The following is a 19,334-nucleotide window of genomic DNA, read 5'->3' on the forward strand; positions in this document are numbered from 1 at the left end:
CTCCTTTTGTTGATTACTCTACAGTTACAGATTTTGCAAGATTTCTCGGTTTATCTACATCGTTACCTCTCTTGATACCTGTATAGTATGCCAAAAGCTGCATGGGTATTACTGAAAGTATCGGTGCTATAAATTCATTTACACGCGGTATTTTTGCGTTTTCGGTTGTGTATTTTCCGAGATTTTCATCATTTTCATATCCTATACCGAATACATCGGCACCTCTTGCACGTACTTCTTGTATGTTGCTGTACATTTTAGATGCAATTTCATCTTGTGTTGCTACGGCAATTATAGGAGTTTCTTTTGTTATAAGTGCCAATGTTCCGTGCTTAAGTTCCCCTCCGGCATATGCTTCCGCATGAATGTATGAAATTTCTTTTAATTTCAATGCACCTTCCATCGCAATAGCATAGTCTATAGATCTTCCGAGATAGAATATATCCTTTGCTTTAATAAATCTTTCGGCAAGTTCTTCCATATGTTCTTTTTCTTTAAGCACTTTTTTTATTTTATCAGGAAGCTCAACTATCTGTTTTGTATAGTCACGAACTTCTTCTTTTGAAAGTGTTCCTTTTATTTGTCCCATGTACAATGCAAAAAGAAGTAATGCCACAAGTTGTGTGGTATATGCTTTTGTAGATGCTACAGCGATTTCAGGACCTGCAATCGTATAAATTACGTTATCCGCCTCTCTTGCTATTGACGAACCAATTGAATTGGTTATTGCGATACTTTGTGCACCAAGCCTTTTAGCTTCTTTAAGTGCTGCCAAAGTATCTATGGTTTCTCCGGATTGACTTACTACAATCGCCAATGTTCTTCCGTCAGTTAAAGGCTGTCTATATCTGTACTCTGATGCAATATCTACTTCTACCGGAATTTTTGCAAATCTTTCTATGTAATGTTTTGCAACAAGCCCTGCATGATATGCGGTACCGCAAGCGGTAATAAGTACATTATCTATTCTTTCAAGATTTGATTTTTTCCAATTTAAATTATCGAAAACAACATCACCTTCTTTTGAAATATGTATTTTCGATGTATCATGAACCGCTTTCGGCTGTTCAAAAATTTCTTTAAGCATAAAGTGCGGGTATCCGCCCTTTTCTGCGGCTTCTACACTCCATGTCACTTCTTGCACCTTTTTGGATATAGGAAGTCCGTCGGCACCATATACGGAAATGCTGTCTTTTTTCACTACTCCGATTTCTCCGTCATTCAAAACATATATACGTCTTGTATGACTTATTATCGCAGGAATATCGGATGCTATGAAATTTTCATTTTCTCCCAGTCCGATAATAAGCGGATTGTCTTTTTTTGTGCATATCAACGTATCAGGATCTGCAGCATTTGCAAATACCAATGTATATGAACCTTCAATAACGGATATAACTTTTCTTATTGTCGATAAAAAATCCCCATCATCAAACTCTTCAGCCAAATGTGCCACTACTTCACTGTCTGTTTCGGATTTGAAAACATGTCCTTTTTCCAAAAGATCTTTTTTCAAATCCAAATAATTTTCTATTATTCCGTTATGTACAATAACGAATTTATTTTTAGAATCTCCATGAGGATGTGAATTTTTGTCTGACGGCTGCCCATGCGTTGCCCAGCGTGTATGCCCTATACCTATGTGTCCATGAAGCGGATTATTTTGAAGTTCTTTTTCCAATACCGAAAGACGCCCTTTTTTCTTTGCAATTTCAAATTTTCCGTTTTGATATATTGCAATTCCTGATGAGTCATATCCTCTATATTCCAAGCGACGAAGTCCTTCAATTAAAAATTTTGTTGCATCTCCATCACCTACATAACCTAAAATACCGCACATAAACGATTTTCCTCCTATTACATATCGTCTTTAAATAACGATTTTCTGTCTAAAATAATATCTTTATTATATCATATACACATAATAAACTTCACAATTTCATTATATTTGACTTACCACAGACTCTAAATTTTGTAACTCCATAATTCCTGATATTGCGGAAAGTGTTGTGAGTACTACCAATAATAAAATTAATGCCAAAATAATAAGTTGCGGTATAAAATTTACTACAATTGATTTTCCTATTGTGAATTTATAATTTTCCCGTATTGCAATTACGTCCAATACATATGACCAAATTGCGATTACAATAAATAATATTTTTGAAATATTTTCAAATCCCCATTGTGAAAAGAAAACAGGAAATACACAAAACGCATATACAATCGTATTTGAAATAAATCCGGATGTAATTCCTTTTGCACTTCCACTTCCGTTCCATAATGAAGATATATAGTGTACAGATGCAGCATGCATAATTAAATTAATCGCTATAAGTAATATTACAACGAAACCTGCGATAATACCGGAGTCTTTACCGAATGCAGCTATCATAAATAAAATGCATGAAATAATACATATAACAATCGATTCTTTAAGAAGATTTAATTCAGTTATTTCATTAAGTGCATTCTTCGGATGTACAACCATTTGGAATATAAGATCTAAAAGTTTTGTCATTATGCCTCCTTAACGTACTACGGCAGTTTTTTCCGACATCGCATTTATCGCTTCGTCTACTATTCTACTTGCAAAATTTTGTGCCGTATTGTTCATTTCTGCAGATAACAATCCGCGAAGTGTCATTCCTTTACTATAAGAACGTGTTGGAATTACATCGGAATTTATACCGACACGATTTCCGGCATATGTCAGTGCATCATAATAATTTCCCATTGCATCTACAAGTCCGTATGCTTGTGCTTGCTTTCCGGTAAGAATTCTTCCGTCGGCAATTTCTCTTACTTTCGCTTCTTCCAAATGCCTTCCGTCGGCAATTGTTTGAACAAATTGATTATATATATCATCTACCATTTTTTGTAAAATAGTTTTTTCTTCATCGGTAATCGGACGATACATGGATAAAATATCTTTGTGAGTTCCGCTTTTTATTTTTTCATTTTTTACCCCTAATTTATCCATAAGTTCGGATACATTTGTATAGTCCATGTATACACCGATGCTTCCGGTTATCGTTGCAGGACTTGCAAATATATAGTCACCTTTGCTTGCAAGCCAATATCCTGCAGATGCACATGTATCTCCCATAGATACAATTACCGGTTTACCTGAGTTTCTTACTTTATCTATTTCTTCCGCAATTTCCTGTGTTGCACCGGTTGTTCCTCCCGGACTGTTTATTCTAAGTAATACGGCTTTTGCATTCGGATCTCTTGTGGCTTCTCTAAGTTCATACATAATATCTTCACTTGAACTTCCGGATACACCGCCCAACATATTTTGATTTACGTCGCCTCCGTAAATAGGTCCGTCAATTCGTACAACTGCAACGTATTTATTATTATTTTTATTTGCAAATGATGAAACATCTTTCATTCCGACAAAATTTATTGCTATCGCTAAGATAAACAATACAATTATTACGGCTAAGGTTATTTTCCCTCTCTTGGATATATTCATAAAATCCTCCGATTTCATACTTTAGATTATTATAAATTATAACATAAACATTTATATTTTTATTTAAATAAATTAAAATGCACTTCAAGTACCTACTCAAAGTGCATCATTGGCGACCGGTATGGGATTCGAACCCATAATCCCTGCGCTGAGAACGCAGTGTCTTAACCGTTTGACTAACCGGCCATGAACATAATTATTATAACTATGCATTAAAAAAAATTCAAGCAATAAAAAAACTGAATATGCTTTGTATCAAATTCAGTTTTAAAAGTTTCATTTTTTATTTTTCTTATACAAGAGCAACAAGCCTTTAAGCGTAAGCATAGAATCTACTACATCTATAGTTTGCGTTTCTTCCGCAATAAGTGATGACAGACCCCCTGTTGCTACCACTTTCACTTTTTCTTCACCAAGTTCGGATTTTATTCTTTTTACAAGTTCATCTATTTGACCCACAAATCCGTAATATATTCCTGCTTGCATTGCCGATACAGTATTTCTGCAAATTACCGAGTCAGTTTTTACAAGTTCTATTCTAGGAAGTTTCGATGCACGTTGAAAAAGTGCTTCCATAGAGCTTATAGCCCCTAATGCAACTGCACCGCCCAAGTATCTTTTTTTACTGTCTACTACGCAAAAAGTTGTTGCAGTACCCATATCTATAATAATTAAAGGTGCGCCGTATTCATTAATTGCGGCAACTGCATTCACTATACGATCCGCTCCTAATTCTCTGGGATTATCGTAAAGTATATTCAATCCTGTTTTTATTCCTGGTCCTACCAAAATCGGATCGCAATGAAAATATTTTTTTGATAATTTTTCAAGTAACGGAATTATAGGTGGAACAACTGTGGCTATAATTACATCTGTAATATCTGAAAATTTAATTCCGCCCAAGTCAAATAAAGTTCCGAACATTCCCGCATATCCGTCTGCAGTTTGCAATGTGTCGGTTGCCAATCTCCAATGTTGTATTAAATTATCACCGTCATAAACTCCGCATACTATATTTGTATTCCCTACATCAAACGCAAGTAACATTTCGTTTCCCTTCCGATTTACTTTAAATTTCCCGCAGGTCTTATAGAAACATCTCCTACAATGACCCTCTTTATGCCTTTATCAGTTTTTACAAGAAGACAACCGTCTTGATCTATATCTTGAGCTTTTCCGGTGTATGTTTCTCCATATGAAATAATTTGCACGTTTTTACCCAACGTTACCGTCAGTTTTCGCCATTCTTCAAGAATATTTGCAAATCCATATTTTTCAACTTCAATATAATTTTTTTCAAGCTCGAACAATACTGCTGCAAGCAATTCTTTTCTTGATATTTCTATACCTTCATTCAAAAATGATGTCGCACGTCCTCTTACTTCTTCCGGAAATTCGTTTTCTTTTATTCCCGTATTTATCCCTATACCAACTACTATGTAATCTATTTTTTCCATTGAAGAAGACATCTCTGTAAGTATTCCTACAAGTTTTTTACCTTTATAGAGTACATCGTTAGGCCATTTTATTCCTGCTTCCGTAAGTCCGAATTGTCTTACCGCTTTACAAACTGCAACCGCTGCCATAAGTGTACATTTGGATGCTTCCATAGGTAGGAATTTAGGCCTTAATATCAAAGACATCCATATACCTTTTGCAAAAGGAGAGTAGAAATTTCTTGTAAGTCTTCCTCTTCCGCCGGTTTGTTCTTCAGCTATTACCAATGTACCGTTTTCGGCACCTTGTGCTGCTATCATTTTTGCTTCATTGTTGGAGGATTTTGTTATTTCCATATATACTATACGTTTCCCAAGTATATCGGTTTTCAATTCATTTGAAACTTCAAGCGGCGTAAGTAAATCCGGTGCATAAATCAAACGATATCCTTTTTTCGTACTTGATTCAAATATATAGCCGCGATCTTTCAATACTTTTATATGTTTCCATATAGCTGTACGTGAAACTTTCAAAGCATCTGAAATTTGTTGTCCGGATACATATTCGCCGTTTGCCTTGCGAAAATATTCCAATATCTCGTTTCTCATCTGCTCCTCCTCCGTGAAACTCATTTAAATAATTATAATCATCCATATATTTTTTTGCAAATATACGGGGTTTCGTAAAAAAACGTATCGATTTAATTTTATTTTAAATCAATACGTTTTTTTATTATAAAATATAATTTGAAATGTCTATGTTTTCTATTATTTTCCCTAATTTTTCACGAACATACACGTCATCTACAACAATATTTTTTTCTACCATGTCAGGTGCTTCAAACGAAATATCTTCGAGTACTTTTTCAAGTATCGTATACAATCTTCTTGCACCGATATTTTCAGTTTCGGTGTTTACACGAAATGCAATTTCTGAAATTGCATCAAGTGCGGAGTCTGCAAAGTTTACTTTGAGTCCTTCCGTTTCAAGCAGCGCTGTATATTGAAGTATTAATGCTTGTCTGGGTTCTATTAAAATTTTCCGTAAATCTTCTTTTGTAAGGTTTTGAAGTTCTACACGTATCGGAAATCTTCCTTGAAGTTCCGGTATAAGGTCTCCCGGTTTGGATACGTGAAATGCTCCTGCTGCAATAAATAAAATATGCTCGGTATTTACAGGTCCGTACTTTGTTTTTACCGTTGCACCTTCAACTATAGGAAGTATATCTCTTTGTACGCCTTCACGTGATACTCCCGGTCCCCCGTTTCTGCCTTTTTCGGCAATTTTATCTATTTCATCTATAAATATTATTCCTCGTTCTTGTGCCACTTCTATTGCTTTTTCTTTTACAGTTTCCATATCAAGCATTTCATCGGCAGCTTCTTCCGCAAAAATCTTTTTTGCCGCTTTTACGGTAACTTTTTTCTTTTTAGTTTTTTTAGGCATCATTGATGAAATAACTTGCGTTATTTGTATTATATTTTCTCCGTCTTGAAAACCTTCGCTTCCACCTTTATCTACAACTTCAATTTCTATAACTCTTTCATCCATTTCACCGTTTCTTATCCGTTCGATAAAAGCTTCTCTCTTCTTCAATTTGTTTTCGTCAATGATTTCTTCTTTTTTTTCTTCTTTTTCACCGAATATTATATCCATCGGGCTTCTTGATTCTACTTTTTTTGTCGGCCACAAAATTTCGGCTATCTTTTTTATTGCTTCTTCTTGTGAATTTTTCCCTAATTTACCTATTTCTTTCTTTTTTACAAGTCTGATTGATTCTTCTACAAGGTCACGCACCATTGATTCCACATCTCTGCCCACATACCCTACTTCAGTATACTTTGTCGCTTCAACTTTACAGAAAGGTGCTTTTGTAAGTGATGCCAATCGTCTTGCTATTTCTGTTTTTCCTACACCTGTCGGCCCTATAAGGAGAATATTTTTCGGACTTACTTCTTTTTTCATTTCTTGTGAAAGTCTGCTGCTTCTCCAACGATTTCTAAGTGCAATTGCAACAGATTTTTTTGCTTCTTTTTGTCCTATAATGTATTGGTCCAAGTATTCTACAATTTTTCGAGGTGTCAAGGTTTCTATCATTTATATTTCCTCCACAATTACATTATGATTTGTATATACGCAAATATCTGCCGCTATATTTATTGATTTTTCTGCGATTTCACGTGCGGAAAGTTCAGTTTCTGCATTTAATGCTCGTGCCGCCGCAAGTGCATAATTTCCACCGCTGCCTATTGCAAGTATTCCGTCATCCGGTTCTATAACTTCTCCGCTGCCGGATACTAAAAACAGATGTGTACCGTCTGTCATAATAAGTAATGCTTCAAGTTTTTGAAGTACTCTGTCTCTTCTCCAATCTTTTGCAAATTCTACTGCAGCTCTGAGTAAATTTCCGTTGCAGTCTGAAAGTTTCATCTCGAATTTATCAAAAAGTGCAAATGCATCTGCAACGGATCCTGCAAATCCTGCAATTACTTTCCCGTTATACAATCTTCTTACTTTTCTTGCCGTATTTTTCATTATTACCGCATTTCCCATAGTAACTTGCCCATCACCGGCCACAGCGGTATGTCCGTCTTTTTTTACTGCTATTATTGTAGTCGCGTTAAACATATTACCTCCTTGTTTTATTTAATTATACATTTTTATTGTAATAAAAACAGCCTTGACGGCTGTTTTTGTTTAAATTAACTTTTCAATTGCTTGCAATGCTCTTTCAACTATTTTTTCATTCTTTATTTTTTTCGGATATCTCTTTTCCAATATAGGCATAAGTCCGAAGTTTATATTCATAGGTTGGAAATTTTTACCTTCAAAGTGTGAAATATAATTACATAATGAACCTATTGCCGTTTCACGAGGAAACGGTTTCGGTTCTTTTCCCAAGTACCTTGCCGTTGCAGAATATGCCGCAACTATTCCGGATGCTGCAGATTCTATGTAACCCTCTACTCCTGTCATCTGCCCGGCAAAGAAAAGACCTTCTCTCTTTTTTGTTTCCATTGTTTCGTTTAAAAGCTCGGGTGTGTTTATATATGTATTTCTGTGCATTACTCCATAGCGCACAAATTCTGCATTTTGAAGTCCCGGAATCATTCCGAATACTCTTTTCTGTTCTCCCCATTTCAAATGTGTTTGAAATCCTACAATGTTATACAAAGCATCTTCTTTGTTGTCTTGTCGTAATTGAACTACCGCATAAGGTTCTTTTCCGGTTTTTGGATTTATAAGTCCTACCGGTTTCATGGGACCGAAACGCATTGTATCTTTACCACGTAATGCCATTACCTCTATCGGCATACAACCTTCAAAGACTTTATTTTTTTCAAATCCGTGTACTTCTGCCGTTTCAGCTTGACACAATGCTTCATAAAAAGAATTATACTCTTCTTCATTCATCGGACAATTTAAGTATGCCGCTTCTCCTCTGTCGTATCTGGATGCTTTATAAATAACGTCCATATCCAATGATTCTTTTGTTACTATGGGTGCTGCCGCATCAAAAAAGTAAAAACCTTTTCCGTCACAAAATTGCTCTATCGATTCCGCCATTTTACCTTCCGTTAAAGGTCCGGTTGCAATAATAACTGTTTCGTCATCCGGAATTTCGTTAATTTCTTCATATCGTATTTCTATAAACGGATTGCTCTTTATTTTTTCAGTTACGGCTTTTGCATATCCTATACGATCTACCGCCAAAGCTCCGCCTGCCGGAACTTGATGTTCATCTGCAGTTTTTATTATAAGCGAGTCCAGTCTTCGCATTTCTTCTTTCAAAAGTCCTGCGGCATTTTGCAAGCTTGCGGCACGTAATGAATTGCTGCATACCAGTTCTCCGAAGTACTCCGTATCATGTACGGGCGTATTTTTTTTCGGACGCATTTCTATTAATGTTACAGGTATTTTATTTTTTGCAATTTGCCATGCAGCTTCACTTCCTGCAAGACCTGCACCTATTACGATTATTTTCTTTGTCACTTGTTTCTCCTTATATTTTAGAGATTATTTTCCCTTTTCGGATGTATGCTTCTTCTTTTCATTCGTTATACATTCCGCATTTGAGCATAGTATTTTTTCGGTTCCGTTTTTATAGGTTTTCTTTGTCATTATTGAATGACATTCTTCGCAAAATTTATCTATAGGTTCATTCCACAGTGCCATATCACAATTCGGATATTCATTGCATCCGTAAAATATACGTCCACGTTTTGAACGACGTTTTACCATATGTCCTTTTTTACATTTCGGACATATTATTCCTGTATCTTCTACAATTGCTTTATTTATTCCGCAGTCGACACATTTTAAATATCTTCCGTAAGGTCCTGTTCTGTATACCATATTTTTCCCGCATTTTTCACATGGTATATCGGATAATTCATTTTTCTCTTCGGTTACGGAAAACGGTTTTATATTGCTGCATTTCGGATAATTCGGACACGCAAGATATTTTCCGTAGCGTCCCAATTTTATAATCATGAACGCACCGCATTTTTCGCATTTAACTTCAGATATTTCTTGCTTTTTATCTTTTTCCGCATCAATTTTTGCAGATTCCAATTCTTTTTTGAAAACATCATAAAAATCTTGAAGTACTGCTTTATACGTTGCTTTACCTTCAGCAATTTTGTCTAACCAGCTTTCCAAATTTGCTGTAAAATCTATATCTACAATTCCTGAAAAATATTTTTTCAAAAGATCGGTTACTACAAATCCGACTTCTGTAGGAATAAATTGCTTACCTTCTTTTGTTACGTATTTTCTTCTTTGGATTGTATCCAATATTGGTGCATATGTTGAAGGTCTTCCTATACCTTTTTCTTCCAAAGTTTTAATCAAGCTTGCTTCTGTATATCTTGCAGGCGGAGAAGTGAAGTGCTGTTCTCCTTCTGCACTTATATTCAACATTTCTTCGCCTTTTTGAATATTCGGCAACAATTTCAATTCTTCGGCATTTTTCTTTTTTCTTTTGCCGATTGCAATATTGTAAATCCGTCAAATAATACGTACATACCGTTTGCTTTTAATGTATAGTTTTCGGTTTTAAGCAGTACAACGGTATTTTGTTGTATTTGCGGTGTCATCTGACTTGCAATGAATCTGTTCCAAATCAATGTATATAAACGTAATTGATCTCTTGTAAGTACTTTTGTAAGTATTTCAGGTGCAAATTTCAAATTTGTAGGTCTTATTGCTTCATGTGCATCTTGAGCTTCTTTTGATTTGGAATATACATTATGTTTTTTAGGTAAATATTCTTCTCCGTATACATTATTTATATATTCTCTGACCGATGTAATCATTTCATCCGATATACGTGTCGAGTCTGTACGCATATAAGTGATAAGTCCGACATGTCCATGCCCGGGAATTTCTACACCTTCATAAAGAATTTGTGCGAGCATCATTGTTTTCTTCGAGCCGAATCCGAGTTTGTTTACAGCATCTTGCTGCATGGTTGATGTTGTATACGGTGCTTTCGGTTTACGCTGTTTTTTCGATTTTGTAACGGATTCTGCAATTGCAGGTTTATTTAAAATTTCATTTACTGCATTTTGTGCTTCTTCTCCGTTTTTGAAAACTATATCTTTACCGTCTTTACGAATTACTTTTGCAGTAAATTTTTCATTATTTTTTGTTGAATAAACTCCGTTTACATACCAATATTCTTCCGCTTTGAACGCTTTTATTTCTTCTTCACGCTCGCAAATCAAACGAGTGGCAACAGATTGTACTCGTCCTGCAGACAGTCCTCTGTAAACTTGTTTCCATAACCACGGAGAAATTTTATAACCTACCAATCTGTCAAGTACTCGACGTGCCTGCTGTGCATCTACACGATTCATATCCAAAGGTTTCGGATGCTTAATCGCTTCTTTTATGGCTGTAGGTGTTATTTCATGAAATGCTATTCTGACATTATCTTTAATATTTACATCAAGTAAATTTGATAAGTGCCATGAAATGGCTTCACCTTCACGATCCGGGTCGGTTGCCAAATAAACATCTTTAGATCTATTTGCTTCTTTACGCAATTCTTTTATTACGTTTTCACGTTCAGTGGAATTTACGTATTCAGGTGTAAATCCGTTTTCTATATCTACCCCTAATGTACGTTGCGGCAAATCACGCAAATGTCCCATTGATGCCAACACTTTGTAATCTTTACCTAAAATTTTTTCAATTGTTTTTGCTTTCGCCGGTGATTCCACTACAACAAGATGTTTCCCGTTTGCCTTAGGTTTTCTTTTAAATACCGGCTCTTTTTTCTTTCTTCCCTTACTCTTCGTTCCGATAGTAATAGTTCTGATAATCGGCAACTTTATTCCTCCGTATCTGTTATGAAAATTCAATTAACCGGAAATGACAAATCCTCCTGACGGTGTTTGCATTACAACACCCTTCAGTTGCAATTGCAGCAACAAGCTTTTTAATGTTTTCAATGACATTCCGGTTTTTATCAACAGTTCATCTTCCGTTATTTCTACACTTTCACTGCAAAAACGATACAACACTTCCTCTTCCAATGTCAACTGCTTATTGAAAGTTTTATCTTTTTTGCATTTTATTTCTTTTTTATTTTCCCATCCGTATTCAGATAATATATCTTCGTATGATGTGCAACAGAAAGCTCCGATTTTTAATAACTTATTTGTTCCTTTTGAACTTTCCGCCCAAATATTTCCCGGTACTGCAAATATATCTCTTCCTTCTTCAAGTGCAAAATCTGCAGTAATAAGAGATCCGCTTTTTTCAGCCGCCTCAATTACAATTACTCCGCGTGTCATTCCGGCAATAATTCTGTTTCTTGCCGGAAATTGTCTGCCTAAAGGCGGTGTACCCGGTGCATATTCGGATATTATACAACCTCCATGTGCAATAATTTTTTCAAAAAGATTACGATTTTCTGCAGGATATGTTTTATCAAGTCCGCAAGCCGCTACTGTAACAGTTGCGGATTTTCCTTCCAATGCACCTTTATGCGCTGCACTGTCAATTCCTCTTGCACCTCCGGAAACGATAACTACGTTTCTTTCCGACAACTCTTTCGCTATTTCTTTTGCAGTTTTGACTCCGTAAACTGTTGCTTTTCTTATTCCTACTATACTTATAATTCTGTCCGTTACAGGCAATTCACCTCGATAATATAGTACCGGTGGAGGATTTATCGTATTTGCCAAAAGCTTCGGATATACTTCATCATTCAGTGTGCAATATTTTATATTGAAATTTTGCATCAATTTATAAATTTTTTCCAAATCGGCTTCTTTTCGATATTTCAAAAAAGAGTTGAGCTGTTTGCTCGTCAATTTTCCTTTTTCACACAATTCTACAGATGTTGCATTCCATATTTTTTCTCCTGTTTTAAAAACGGAAAGCAAGTGTCTTATTGTTTTCGATCCCAGCCACGGACATCCCGGTATTGATGCGGTATATATGTCCATATTATCTACCTGCCATTCTTCTGTAGCTTATAGCTTCGGCAATATGTGAACTGTCGATATTTTCGGATTCGTCCAAATCCGCTATTGTCCTTGCTACTTTTATAATATGGTCATAACTTCGTGCAGAAAGTTGCATTTGTTCAAATACATATCTGAGCATTTCGGACCCTTCTTTATCAAGTGTGCAAGTTTCACGCAATTGTTTGTGTCTCATTTGCGAGTTGCATTGCATTCCCCATTTTTTCAGTCTCTCTTTTTGTATTTCTCTTGCCTTTTGTACACGAATTGCAACTTCTTTTGAACTTTCAGCTTTTATTGCGGATGTCAATTCACTGTATTTAGGTCTTTGTACTGAAATGTGTAAATCTATTCTGTCAAGCAACGGTCCTGAAATTTTTCTGTTATATCTTCTTATTTCTCCATCTGTGCAAGTACATTCTCTTTTTAAATCTCCGTAGTATCCGCACGGACAAGGATTCATTGCTGCAATCAAAATAAAATCTGTAGGATATACAAATGATGCATTAACTCTTGATATATGAACTTTTCTGTCTTCCAGCGGTTGTCTAAGTACTTCCAAAACGGATCTCGGAAATTCAGGAAGCTCATCTAAAAACAACACTCCATGATGCGCAAGTGTCACTTCACCGGGACGCGGTACGGTTCCTCCGCCTATAAGTCCTGCAGTAGATATGGTATGATGCGGACTTCGAAACGGACGTTCATGCATAATTTGATTTTCATTAAATAAACCTGCCACACTATATATTTTCGTTACCTCCAATGCTTCTTCTTGCGTCATTAAAGGTAGGATTGTAGTAATTCTTCTTGCAAGCATTGTCTTTCCCGATCCAGGAGTTCCCGACATCAATACGTTATGTGCTCCGGCAGCGGCAATTTCCAATGCACGCTTTGCCGTAATTTGCCCTTGTACTTCGGAAAAATCCACGTCATATATCAATTTCTTATTTTGTTCCGTTTCATTTCTCAAAGCAGGTTTCAATATTTCATTTCCTAATATATGTTCAACTACACATCTCAAAGATTTAACGGAAAAAACTTGTATATCTTCACAAAGTAAAGCTTCTGAAACAACTTTTTCAGGTACGAAAAATTTTTGTATTCCATGTTCTTTGGCTGCAAGAACCATTGAAAGTACTCCGGGGACCGCTCTTATTTCACCTTTTAAGGAAAGTTCTCCGATAAATAACGAATCTTTTAAAATTTCCTGAGGTATTACGCCCGTTGCTGTAAGTAATCCGATTGCGATTGGAAGATCAAGACCGGACCCGTCTTTTTTTAAATCTGCCGGTGCCAAATTTACAGTAACTTTATTTATAGGAAAATGGTATCCGGAATTTTTTATTGCTGAATACACACGTTCTTTTGATTCTTTAACCGATGTTGCAGGAAGTCCTACAATATCAAAAGAAGGTGCTGCGCGATTTATATCGGTTTCAACAATAATAACGTGACCGTTCAATCCATAAGTTGTTGTGCCATATACTTGCGCAAACATAAATCCTCCTAAAATGCATTAACTACATGTCTATAAACAGGTTCTTTACCCGGATAAATCATAATTTCAACTACATCAAATCTTACTTGCCTGTCTTCTTCTTGTTTCATATATAAGTACATATTCGCACAATAGCGTATATGTTCCCTTTTATAAGGAGTAACCGATTCTATAGGTTCACCGAAACGTTTATTTGTTCGTGCTTTTACTTCTACAAAAACCCACGTTTCTCCGTCTTGCATTATTAAATCAATTTCTCCATGTCGCCTTCTGAAATTTTTCGCTAAAAGTTTGAATCCTTTTTTCTCAAGATATTTTTCTGCAAGTTCTTCTCCATAACGTCCAAATTCGGATTTTTTCATATACTTCTCCACAAACCAATTCAATCACTTTTAAATCAATATTAATATATTGTAAATAAACAAGTCAAACGCATAAAAAATTTCAAAACAAAAGGATGCTTCTTGTAAGACACAAAAAAGCATCCACATGTTCAATTCGATTGATAATAAATATGTCCATAATTTCCGATACATGTCGTAGTGTAAATTTTTTTATTATACTTATTCGTTTTTTATTTTATTTTTTGTACTCTTTTACAATATGCTTCTACGTATTAATAAAATATTTTAAATTTTTACTCCGTTATTCTTTTTATAATTTCCTTTTAAAACAATACTTTTTACAGGTTCATAACTTTTTCTGTGTATCGGTGTTATTCCAAGTTCATATATTGCTTCCATATGCTTTTTCGTTCCGTATCCTTTATTGTCCTCAAAATCATATCCAGGATATATTTTTGCATATTCGTCCATTATATGATCTCTGTGTACTTTCGCCACTATAGATGCTGCAGCAACCGATGCACTTTTTGAATCTCCGTGTATTAATGATTTACATGGAACTTGAAAATGCAGCGGCATCGCATCTACTATTACCGCTTGAGGTTTTATTTCAAGTTTTTTTACAGCTTGATACATTGCAAGCATAGTTGCCTGATATATATTCAGTGTGTCTATCTCTTCAACCGATAAATCCGTTATTGATATAGCAAGTGCTTCTTCATGTACCTTTTTTGATATAATTTCTCTTTTTTCTTTTGATACTTTTTTCGAATCGTTTAAATTTTCTATAAACCAGTGCGGTTTAAGTATTACTGCCGCTACCGTTACAGGTCCTGCAAGCGGTCCTCTTCCTACTTCATCTATTCCGACTACATATTGTATGCCTTGTTTATAAAATTCACTTTCGACTGCATACATTTCTTCTACACGGAGTCGCTCTTTATTCTCAAAGTCTTTTTTCTTAAAATACGTATTCAGCGCTTGTTGTACACCTTTTCTTTTGTCTTGCATAAGTTTTTCAATAAGTGATATTTCTACATTATCTTTTTTCAGTAATTCTTTTACTTCAGCAATATTCATTTTTTATCCTCTGACGGCGGCATATCCAATGTTACTCTGCCGAGTTTCCCGCTTCTGAAATCTGTAAGTACCAATGCTTCGGCTCTTGTCGAGTCTATTTCTCCTCCAGGTAACAGGCATCCTCTACGTTTTCCTATTAATTCCAAAAGTATTTGCGTATCTTGATTTACATCTTCAATGTCATATTTCTCTTTTAATATTTGCGGTGATATTTCTTTTAGTGCGGCAAGTAATGTTGTTACTACTTCATATGAATCAAATATTTCTCCTGCAATTGCACCTGTTGCCGCTAATTTCAATGCTGCATTTTGATCTTCGAATTTCGGCCAAAGTACTCCCGGTGTATCAAGAAGGTCAAGTCCTGATGAAAGTCTTACCCATTGCTTGCCTTTTGTGTGTCCCGGTGTGTTTGCCGTTCTCGTTGCTTTCGATCCTGAAAGAAAATTTATAAGTGTTGATTTACCTACATTCGGTATTCCTAAAATCATAATTCTTACGGATCTGTTTTTAAGTCCTCTTCTTTGCCATTTTTCAAGTACGGGTTTTGCTTTTTCTCGTATTAAATTTATTAATTTTTTCTTGTCTTTTCCGTTGTATGTGCTTACAGGTATAACGTCTATATTCTCTTTTTTGAAATATTCAATCCATTTTTCCGTAATTTTTACATCTGCAAGATCCGATTTATTAAGTACAATTATTCTCGGCTTGTTTTGTACCAAATTTTCCACCATAGGATTTGCGCTTGACATCGGAATTCTCGCATCTAAAAGTTCTACCGCCACATCTACAGCTTTTAAATGTTCGGTTATAAGTCGTTTTGTTTTGGCCATATGCCCTGGGAACCATTGAATCAGCATTTTTTTCTCCTGTTTTTACTTTTACTTTTATTTTTTATATTATCATAAATTCATATATTAAAAAAATACGGCATTAACCGTATTTTAGAAATTATATTAAATGCAGCATTATTATGTATACCAATGCACCTACCGCTGCCGTGCACGGTATTGTCATTACCCATGCAGATACCATTGAGTATGCTACATTCCAATGTACCGCTTTAAATCTATGTGCCCAACCTACACCCATAATAGAGCCTGTTACTACATGTGTTGTAGATACGGGAAGATGCAAAAATGTAGCTGTAAATACCGTTATGGCAGAGTTCAAGTCTGCAGCTACTCCGTTTATAGGTTGCATTCTGAATATTTTATTTCCTACGGTTTTTATTATTCTCCAACCGCCCATGCTTGTACCTAATCCCATTGCTATTGCACATGCAATTTTTACTTCCCACGGAACTTCAAGTGCTCCTATGTATCCTCCCGAGAGTAATGCAAGTGTTATTACTCCCATAGATTTCTGAGCGTCATTTGACCCGTGTGAGAATGCCATTATTGCCGCTGACAGTATTTGCACATGCACCGCTATAAAGTTCAGTTTGGATTTTCTCATTTTTGCAAAAAGCAGGTAAAACAACGTCATCAAAATATATCCTGACACAAGTGCCGCAAGAGGAGAAACTATAAGTCCTGCAACTATCGTAAGCACTCCGCTTACGTGTATCGCACCGATTCCGTATGAAATAATTACTGCACCGATCATGCCTCCTATGAGTGCATGAGATGAGCTTGACGGCATCCCTATCCACCACGTGAAAAGATTCCATATAATTGATGCTGTCAATGCCGCTATCAAAACTCTCGAGTCTACCATATCCGGTGAGTTTACTATTTCTCCGCCGATTGTTTTTGCAACACCGGTGGATACCATGGCTCCCAAAAAGTTTAAAATTGCGGACATTACTATTGCAACTTTCGGACTTATTGCTCTTGTAGCCACGCATGTTGCTATTGCATTGGCAGTGTCGTGAAATCCGTTTATAAAGTCAAATAACAGCGCCAATATAATAACAAACCCTATCAAGTAGATATCATGCATATTTCACTACCACTTCTCGAATAATGTTTGCAACACGTTCACCTTGATCTGCAGTAATTTCCATTGTTTCCATTATTTCTTTCCAACGTATTATCTCCATAACTTCATGATCTCCGTCAAAAAGGTCCGATACTACATCTCTATATATATTGTCGGCTTCACTTTCCAATATATTTATTTTTCTTACTATTTCATTTATTTCTTTTTCATTTTTATCAATATTTTTAAGAAGTCGGAACAGCACGATAAGATTTTCGGACATTTCTACAAGTATATCCGCCATACGAAGCGGTAATTCCCAACCTATACCTGCATGATAAAGTCTCAACGACAAAATTACGTCTTTTACGTCATCTACGCAATCATCTATATTGTTTGTAAGTAAACAAAAATCTTCTCTGTCTATAGGAGTGATAAATACTTCTCCCATTTTATTTACAACTTCATGAGTAACATCATCTGCAGTATGTTCTATAGCTTTTATTTCTTTTGTGTATCTTTCAAGTTTTGACGGATCCGTCAATAATTCTTTTATCATGACAGCGCCTTTGTGAAAGTGTTCTGCATTTGTTACCAAGTAGTCAAAAAACTCCTCATGCTTATTTACCAGACTGAACATTTGTCCCTCCATCTTAAAATCATTTTGCATTCTCTTTATCATACTTTGGTTTTGTAAATTTTTTGTAAATTTACAATGTTTTTTAATATAATTTTGAGATTCTTTTATTACTTTTAAGAATAATTGAGTTGAATTATTATTAGTCGCTTTCCCCGTTTATAAATTTCAATGCATCTCCTAGTATATATAGCGATCCGCAAACAATTATTACATTGTCTTTCCCGGATATTTTCAATGCTTTGTCCAGTGCTGTTTTTACATTCGGCATTTCAAAGTGCTTCGAATCCGTCATTTTTTTAAGTTCATCAAATGTTCTTGTACGTTTTGTCGGTGCTTCAACAAAAAATACCGTATCATTTTCTCTTACTATAAGTTTCAGTATTTTTTGAGTTTCTTTATCTTTAAGCGAACTGAAAATTACAAGTCTTTTTTTATTTTTATACTTTTGATTCAATGTTTCATTTAAAGTTTTTGCTCCGGCGAAATTATGTGCTCCGTCAAGGATAATTGTATTCCCGTCTATTTCAAATATTTCAAATCTTCCATGCCATATTACCGACAAAAATCCTTTGAGTATACTTTCATTTGTTATACGTTTTTCTTTATTTTCAAGTAATTTTACAGTTGTCCATGCAATCGCCGCATTTATTGATTGATATTTTCCGTTTAACGGTATTTCTATAGTTTGTTCTTTTTCGGAAATTTCTTTTATATCGGTCTTGAGTTTTATCATTTGACCTTTATTTTTTACTTCTACCGAATCAACTGCAAAATCTTTATTGTATACATATATTTTCGAATGTTTTTTCTCGGCTTCTTTGCTTATAATTGAAAGTGCTTCATTTGTTGCAGATGTTACTACAGGTTTTTTCTCTTTTATTATTCCGGCTTTTTGTTCTGCAATGGATTTTATATCTTTGCCTAATATTTTCATATGATCCATTGCTACATTTGTAATAACGGAAATTTCCGGTTCAACTACATTTGTGGAGTCCAAAAGTCCTCCCATTCCCACTTCTACTACCGTATATTCTACGTTTTCTTCTTTAAAATATAAAAATGCCATTGCGGTAAGCATCTCAAATTCCGTAGGTTGTTCGTGTCCTTCTTCTTTCATTATTTGAACTGCTTTTTGTACCTTTTCATACATTTCCGCAAATTTTTCTTTTGATATATACGCTCCGCATGAATAAAATCTTTCGGTATATTCAATCAAGTGCGGTGATGTAAATCTTCCTGTTTTTATACCCGATAATTCAAGTATTTTTGTAATCATCGCAACTACGCTGCCTTTACCATTTGTTCCTGTAACGTGAATTACTTTATATGCTTTTTCAGGATTGTCGAGAAGTTCCAAAAGTTTTTTTATTCGTTGCATTCCGGGTTTTATTCCAAATACAAGTGATTTTTCCAAAGATTCTATTGCATTTTCGTAAGTCATAAATACCTCCAT

18 protein-coding genes and 1 tRNA gene are annotated in these 19,334 nt (G+C 35.3%); all 19 read right to left on the reverse strand.

Translation table 11 applies throughout. The features are described from left to right. Positions 1–13: 13 nt before the first annotated feature. On the reverse strand, positions 14–1,840 hold the full coding sequence (gene glmS, locus HMPREF9083_RS01455; protein ID WP_007555609.1) for a glutamine--fructose-6-phosphate transaminase (isomerizing): 1,827 nt from the start codon (positions 1,838–1,840) through the stop codon (positions 14–16). Positions 1,841–1,942: 102 nt separating this feature from the next. Then, positions 1,943–2,521: a hypothetical protein gene (locus HMPREF9083_RS01460; RefSeq protein ID WP_007555266.1), complete on the reverse strand. Its 579-nt coding sequence runs from the start codon at positions 2,519–2,521 to the stop codon at positions 1,943–1,945. A gap of 9 nt (positions 2,522–2,530) precedes the next feature. Beyond that, a complete protein-coding gene (gene sppA / locus HMPREF9083_RS01465) occupies positions 2,531–3,481 on the reverse strand; it encodes a signal peptide peptidase SppA (RefSeq protein ID WP_035062553.1) in 951 nt (316 codons plus the stop codon). Positions 3,482–3,591: 110 nt separating this feature from the next. Beyond that, positions 3,592–3,667: transfer RNA gene (locus HMPREF9083_RS01470), tRNA-Glu, on the reverse strand. Positions 3,668–3,757: 90 nt separating this feature from the next. Further along, complete coding sequence (locus HMPREF9083_RS01475) at positions 3,758–4,528, reverse strand: type III pantothenate kinase (protein ID WP_007555611.1); 771 nt, start codon at positions 4,526–4,528, stop codon at positions 3,758–3,760. 17 nt (positions 4,529–4,545) lie between these two features. After that, a complete protein-coding gene (locus tag HMPREF9083_RS01480) occupies positions 4,546–5,526 on the reverse strand; it encodes a biotin--[acetyl-CoA-carboxylase] ligase (RefSeq protein WP_007555247.1) in 981 nt (326 codons plus the stop codon). Between the two features lie 124 nt (positions 5,527–5,650). Then, positions 5,651–7,015, reverse strand: coding sequence for an ATP-dependent protease ATPase subunit HslU (gene hslU / locus HMPREF9083_RS01485; RefSeq protein ID WP_007555613.1), 1,365 nt, complete (start codon positions 7,013–7,015; stop codon positions 5,651–5,653). Next, positions 7,016–7,546: an ATP-dependent protease subunit HslV gene (hslV, locus tag HMPREF9083_RS01490; RefSeq protein WP_007555231.1), complete on the reverse strand. Its 531-nt coding sequence runs from the start codon at positions 7,544–7,546 to the stop codon at positions 7,016–7,018. Positions 7,547–7,615: 69 nt separating this feature from the next. Next, positions 7,616–8,911: a methylenetetrahydrofolate--tRNA-(uracil(54)-C(5))-methyltransferase (FADH(2)-oxidizing) TrmFO gene (trmFO, locus tag HMPREF9083_RS01495; protein WP_007555614.1), complete on the reverse strand. Its 1,296-nt coding sequence runs from the start codon at positions 8,909–8,911 to the stop codon at positions 7,616–7,618. A gap of 24 nt (positions 8,912–8,935) precedes the next feature. Then, a complete protein-coding gene (locus tag HMPREF9083_RS06820; RefSeq protein WP_256998176.1) occupies positions 8,936–9,841 on the reverse strand; it encodes a topoisomerase DNA-binding C4 zinc finger domain-containing protein in 906 nt (301 codons plus the stop codon). 32 nt (positions 9,842–9,873) lie between these two features. Then, the gene (gene topA, locus HMPREF9083_RS06825) at positions 9,874–11,253 is read right to left on the reverse strand and encodes a type I DNA topoisomerase (RefSeq protein WP_256998177.1); all 1,380 of its coding nucleotides are present in this window, start codon (positions 11,251–11,253) and stop codon (positions 9,874–9,876) included. Positions 11,254–11,286: 33 nt separating this feature from the next. Next, entirely contained in the window at positions 11,287–12,378 is a 1,092-nt protein-coding gene (gene dprA / locus HMPREF9083_RS01505; RefSeq protein WP_007555617.1) for a DNA-processing protein DprA, read from the reverse strand. Between the two features lies 1 nt (position 12,379). Beyond that, positions 12,380–13,897, reverse strand: a complete 1,518-nt coding sequence (locus tag HMPREF9083_RS01510) for a YifB family Mg chelatase-like AAA ATPase (protein ID WP_007555618.1) — start codon at positions 13,895–13,897, stop codon at positions 12,380–12,382. A gap of 8 nt (positions 13,898–13,905) precedes the next feature. After that, positions 13,906–14,259, reverse strand: coding sequence for a YraN family protein (locus HMPREF9083_RS01515; RefSeq protein WP_007555619.1), 354 nt, complete (start codon positions 14,257–14,259; stop codon positions 13,906–13,908). A gap of 267 nt (positions 14,260–14,526) precedes the next feature. Further along, positions 14,527–15,321 (reverse strand): ribonuclease HII, encoded by a 795-nt coding sequence (locus HMPREF9083_RS01520; protein WP_007555620.1) that lies wholly within the window; start codon positions 15,319–15,321, stop codon positions 14,527–14,529. Then, positions 15,318–16,178 (reverse strand): ribosome biogenesis GTPase YlqF, encoded by an 861-nt coding sequence (gene ylqF, locus HMPREF9083_RS01525; protein ID WP_007555621.1) that lies wholly within the window; start codon positions 16,176–16,178, stop codon positions 15,318–15,320. The genes HMPREF9083_RS01520 and ylqF overlap by 4 nt, the downstream gene beginning before the upstream one ends. 91 nt (positions 16,179–16,269) lie before the next feature. Then, a complete protein-coding gene (locus HMPREF9083_RS01530; protein WP_007555290.1) occupies positions 16,270–17,262 on the reverse strand; it encodes an inorganic phosphate transporter in 993 nt (330 codons plus the stop codon). After that, positions 17,255–17,881 (reverse strand): DUF47 domain-containing protein, encoded by a 627-nt coding sequence (locus HMPREF9083_RS01535; RefSeq protein WP_035062556.1) that lies wholly within the window; start codon positions 17,879–17,881, stop codon positions 17,255–17,257. Before HMPREF9083_RS01535 ends, HMPREF9083_RS01530 begins: the two co-directional genes overlap by 8 nt. 139 nt (positions 17,882–18,020) lie before the next feature. Continuing rightward, positions 18,021–19,322 carry a bifunctional folylpolyglutamate synthase/dihydrofolate synthase gene (locus HMPREF9083_RS01540; RefSeq protein WP_035062558.1) on the reverse strand — a complete coding sequence of 434 codons (1,302 nt, stop codon included), beginning with the start codon at positions 19,320–19,322 and terminating at the stop codon, positions 18,021–18,023. Positions 19,323–19,334 lie beyond the last annotated feature (12 nt).

It is taken from the genome of Dialister micraerophilus DSM 19965 (genome assembly GCF_000194985.1).
In the GTDB taxonomy this organism is placed as follows: domain Bacteria; phylum Bacillota; class Negativicutes; order Veillonellales; family Dialisteraceae; genus Dialister; species Dialister micraerophilus.